Here is a 4,395-nt window from a genome sequence, read left to right on the forward strand (position 1 = left end):
AAACAAATGTCCCTCAAGTTTTGAAACATCGCTGTGCTTATCTCAATAATATGCTTAATTCTTCTGAGTACTTATACTTAGTGCCTAACTGAGATGCTCCCCTAATCGAATAATGCTTAGAAGAATAAAAGAAAGCGGCGCAATGCGCCGCTTTCTTTTATTTCAGCTCGTTTTGGATGTATGCAACCACTGAATCAATCTCTACTAAAGTAGCGACCTTTGTCGCCCGATTGACGATTTCGACTTTGCCATCGGCGATTGCTTTGCCAGTGACCACGCGATAGGGAATCCCGACAAGATCGGCATCCTTAAACTTCACGCCAGCCCGCTCATCGCGATCATCGAGTAGAACTTCTACACCTGCGGCGTTGAGTTCTTTATAAAGTTTCTCACCAACTTCCATTTGCTTCGCATCACCCACATTGGGAACGGTGACAATCACATGGTAGGGTGCGATCGCTTTATTCCAAATGATGCCATCTTTATCGTGGGACTGTTCAACGGCAGCTTGGGCAAGGCGTGATACACCGAGACCATAGCAACCCATGACGAGGGGCAGTTCTTCACCTTGTTCGTTCGTAAATGTCGCCTTCATCGCTTGGGAATACTTAGTTCCCAATTGGAAGATATGCCCAACCTCGATACCTCTAGCGGTTTGCAAGATTTGCGAAGGATTATGCACTGCCCGATCGCCAGCTTTGGCTTTGTCAAGATTCACAACTGTTGGCAATGTAAATTCCTGCCCCCAATTTGCTCCGACAACGTGATAATCAGCTTCATTCGCACCCGTGACAAAGTTCTGTAATGCCGCCGCCGTATGATCGACAAGGCGTAAAAACTTCGGTGCAACCTTAGCCGATGGATCAATATAGGAATCATCTAGATCAGGGGCAATGAATCCCACAGGTAGCTGCGAATGCGCCCACTTTTGCTGAGACTCCGCATCGGCTACTTGGAGATTAATAATTGCCTTACCACCGTAATTGACTGCCAACTTAGTCAACTCGTTTTGTAACTTCACTTCATTAACATCGCGATCGCCACGAATGCTGACTAGCACTAAAACCGTTGTGCCATTGTCATAAACAACTTGATAGAGAACCTGTTTCACAACTTGCGTGGGGTCACACTTCAGCAACTTGCAAACCGTTTCGATCGTTCCCTTTTTAGGAGTATGTACCTTCTCAAACTTATCAAAGGTTGCAGGCACTGCATCGGGTGGTAAAGACACAGCCTTCTCGACATTAGCCGCATAGCTACCATCTTCTGTAAACAGAATGTCATCTTCACCAGCTTCCGCTAGCACCATAAATTCCTGTGAACCAGAACCACCGATTGCCCCTGAGTCAGCTTCCACTGCCCGAAACTTGAGACCGCAACGGTTAAACATATTGCGATAGGCGCGATCCATTTCGGCATAGGTTTCTTTGAGACTTTCCTCATTACTATGAAATGAATAACCATCCTTCATGATGAATTCACGACCACGCATCAATCCAAATCTGGGGCGAATCTCATCACGGAACTTGGTTTGAATTTGATATAAATGCTGTGGTAGTTGGCGATAGGAGCGGATCGTATCTCTTGCGATCGCAGTAATAATTTCCTCATGGGTTGGCCCCAAACCCACTTCACGATTAGCGCGATCGGTGAGGGCAAACATAATCCCTTCAGCTTTGGTATAGGTGTCCCATCGTCCCGACTCTTGCCACAATTCGGCAGGTTGCAGTTGTGTCAAGAGGCATTCCTGCGCCCCTGTTTTATTCATTTCTTCGCGGACAATTGCCGAAATTTTTTGCAATACTCGCCACATTAGCGGTAAGTAGACATATAGCCCTGAGCCAACTCGCCGAATGTAACCCGCACGCAACAATAACTTATGACTTGGGAGTTCTGCTTCGGCGGGATCTTCGCGCAGAGTGACCCAGAGCATTTGAGATAGACGCATATTTTCGAGATATTAGCTAGGAGTATTCGCGAGAATTTCGGTGATGAACTGATCCTGATTCTGCCTGTTGATTGTATCAGGACTAGGGCATTGGCGCTTGTGCGACTTGCGCGACCTTGAAGAAATTTGGCGTACCCCCTTGACCTTATACAATGGTATAGGGTTTAGACTGTCAACTACTAGAGCCTGCAAAACAATCATAAACAAGGATAGGAATGCTGCAAGTTGGCGAAGTTTCTCGAAAGTTAGGGATCAATCCTCAAACACTCTATTTCTATGAGCGGATTGGGTTAATCCCACCACCGCAAAGAACTGAGGCGGGTTATCGTCTGTTTAGCCAAGAGGATGTCGATCGCTTAGCTTTTATTAACCATACCAAAGCGATGGGGCTGAGTCTTGATGATATCAGAGAGATTTTAGCGGCTAAAGATGGGACATCACCTGCTTGTCAGACGGTTCATGATTGTCTGCTCAAAAAAGCTAGAGCCATTGAAGAGACAATCCAGCAATTACAGGTATTGCGCGAAGAACTCCTACCCTTGATTAATCATTGTCACCGCAATATTGAATGTAAGGATTGCACTAATCCAGATGAGTCCTGTGCTGTAACTGATGATCCGCAGCACCAGTTCCATCAAGCTTGCAATACTTGGCAAAATGGCTCTCCATCTTCTCAACTTGACTAATGGTTGCCTAAAAGCTTATGCCGACTGCTACGCAGTCGGCATAAGCTTCTTAACTTTACTTACATTTGGATACTTAGTTCAAACTCAGATAATTGACAGTTATAGCCCATGACCAGATTATTTTCAGATGCCATGCCTTCCGAGGACATGCCCCCAGAAATCAGCAAGCTTAGTTTGCCATCGATCGTCTTTTTTGCGATTTTTCATGGCTTAGCTTTGTTAGCACCTTGGTTCTTTTCATGGTCAGCTTTAGGAATCACGATCCTATTGCATTGGTTCTTAGGAAGTATTGGGATTTGTTTGGGATATCACCGCCTTTTGAGTCACCGTAGCTTTCAAGTTCCGAAATGGCTAGAATATGCGATCGCATTAGTTGGTGCAGCCGCCTTACAGGGTGGTCCAATTTTCTGGGTCGCAGGTCACCGCTTACATCACGCGCATACCGAAGATGTTGATCAAGATCCCTATTCCGCACGTAAGGGATTTTGGTGGAGTCATATGTTGTGGATTCTCTATCCCAAATCTGACTTTTTCAATCCAGAGAAGTATCGTAAATATGCCCCCGAATTAGCTCGCGATCCTTTTTATCTCTGGCTAGACAAATACTTTCTATTACTACAAATTCCCTTGGGATTTAGCCTATATCTCCTTGGTGGTTGGTCTTATATCATTTGGGGAATGTGTGTACGCTCAGTATTTCTATGGCATAGCACTTGGTTTATCAATTCTGTGACCCATATGTGGGGCTATCGCACCTTCGAGACTAATGATAATTCTCGGAATCTCTGGTGGGCTGCCATCGTTACCTATGGCGAAGGTTGGCACAACAATCACCATGCCTATCCGCATGTGGCAAAGGCTGGATGGCGTTGGTGGGAAGTGGATGTCACTTGGTGGGCAATTCAATTGCTCAGAAGCTTAGGCTTGGCAACAAAGGTGATTATGCCTCCTGCCATGATCAAATAAAAGAAGAGGGATACGCTGAGCGTATCCCTCTTTAATTTTATGAAGCAATAAATTGCCGAATTAGATTTATTAAGACAGTTTGCGAAGATGCACCTGTACTGAGTGCTTTCTGTTGAAATTGCTCAAATTCTTGCTCTGGTAAAGTGAGGCTAATTGTGTGGTGTTTTTGCATCCAAGCAGCAGCAGATTTACGATAAAAGTCAATTTCTTCCTGAAGATTTTTAACTGATTGCCACTCACTACGCTCATAACTAGCAAGAATATCTTCTTCTTCCTCAGTTAAATTGTTAAACATATTTTTGGGTTTTAGCTACTTAGCATTATATTCTGACCACAAAAAGATAAGTAGCTAAGCAAAATTAATTACATAAGTTGAACCAAAGTCTCGAAGAACTTTTTCAACATAAGAGACTAAACTTTCCCAAGATTCATATGCATTGAGTTCAATCCACTCATACTTCATGAAACGCCACAAAATTTCAATCAAGTTCAACTGGGGACTATAAGGGGGTAACTGGAAAATCTCAACTTGCTGGTTCTTCCACTGCTCTAATTTCTCTTGAATCAGTTGACTGGTATGAATAGAGGCTTTATCCATAACAATCACTGTTGGCTTGGTAGATTGACGAGCAAAGTCATCGATACAAGCGAGAATGACTGCACTGGTGATACTGCGTTCAAAAACATAAGCAGATAAGTCATTGTTTCGATTCATCAAACCCACGACATTTAACCTCTTACTGCGTTGACTGGGTAAGCTTAAACCCGTCCCTTTCTCTTGCCAAGCATAGGGAA

General features: G+C 44.2%; 5 protein-coding genes. 2 read left to right on the forward strand and 3 right to left on the reverse strand.

What is annotated here, in order from left to right; translation table 11 throughout:
* Positions 1 to 157: 157 nt before the first annotated feature.
* The gene (locus H6F41_RS18490) at positions 158 to 1,948 is read right to left on the reverse strand and encodes a proline--tRNA ligase (protein ID WP_190404933.1); all 1,791 of its coding nucleotides are present in this window, start codon (positions 1,946 to 1,948) and stop codon (positions 158 to 160) included.
* 215 nt (positions 1,949 to 2,163) lie between these two features.
* Here H6F41_RS18490 and H6F41_RS18495 point away from each other — a divergent pair, with 215 nt between their 5' ends.
* Positions 2,164 to 2,634 (forward strand): heavy metal-responsive transcriptional regulator, encoded by a 471-nt coding sequence (locus H6F41_RS18495; protein ID WP_190404934.1) that lies wholly within the window; start codon positions 2,164 to 2,166, stop codon positions 2,632 to 2,634.
* A 132-nt stretch (positions 2,635 to 2,766) separates the two neighbouring features.
* The gene (locus H6F41_RS18500) at positions 2,767 to 3,600 is read left to right on the forward strand and encodes an acyl-CoA desaturase (RefSeq protein ID WP_242023116.1); all 834 of its coding nucleotides are present in this window, start codon (positions 2,767 to 2,769) and stop codon (positions 3,598 to 3,600) included.
* Positions 3,601 to 3,637: 37 nt separating this feature from the next.
* On the opposite strand, the gene H6F41_RS18505 is transcribed toward H6F41_RS18500, so the two are convergent.
* The gene (locus tag H6F41_RS18505) at positions 3,638 to 3,895 is read right to left on the reverse strand and encodes a hypothetical protein (RefSeq protein WP_190404936.1); all 258 of its coding nucleotides are present in this window, start codon (positions 3,893 to 3,895) and stop codon (positions 3,638 to 3,640) included.
* A 54-nt stretch (positions 3,896 to 3,949) separates the two neighbouring features.
* Positions 3,950 to 4,395 (reverse strand): IS630 family transposase (locus H6F41_RS18510; RefSeq protein ID WP_190401965.1); only part of this gene is annotated, 446 nt, incomplete at its 5' end.

The organism is Pseudanabaena mucicola FACHB-723 (assembly GCF_014696385.1).
Taxonomy (GTDB): Bacteria; Cyanobacteriota; Cyanobacteriia; order Pseudanabaenales; family Pseudanabaenaceae; genus Pseudanabaena.

Coding starts and splice junctions, on each gene's coding strand:
- H6F41_RS18490 (WP_190404933.1), bottom strand. CDS start 1,948: ATGCGTCTATCTCAAATGCTCTGGGTCACTCTGCGCGAAGATCCCGCC.
- H6F41_RS18495 (WP_190404934.1), top strand. CDS start 2,164: ATGCTGCAAGTTGGCGAAGTTTCTCGAAAGTTAGGGATCAATCCTCAA.
- H6F41_RS18500 (WP_242023116.1), top strand. CDS start 2,767: ATGCCTTCCGAGGACATGCCCCCAGAAATCAGCAAGCTTAGTTTGCCA.
- H6F41_RS18505 (WP_190404936.1), bottom strand. CDS start 3,895: ATGTTTAACAATTTAACTGAGGAAGAAGAAGATATTCTTGCTAGTTAT.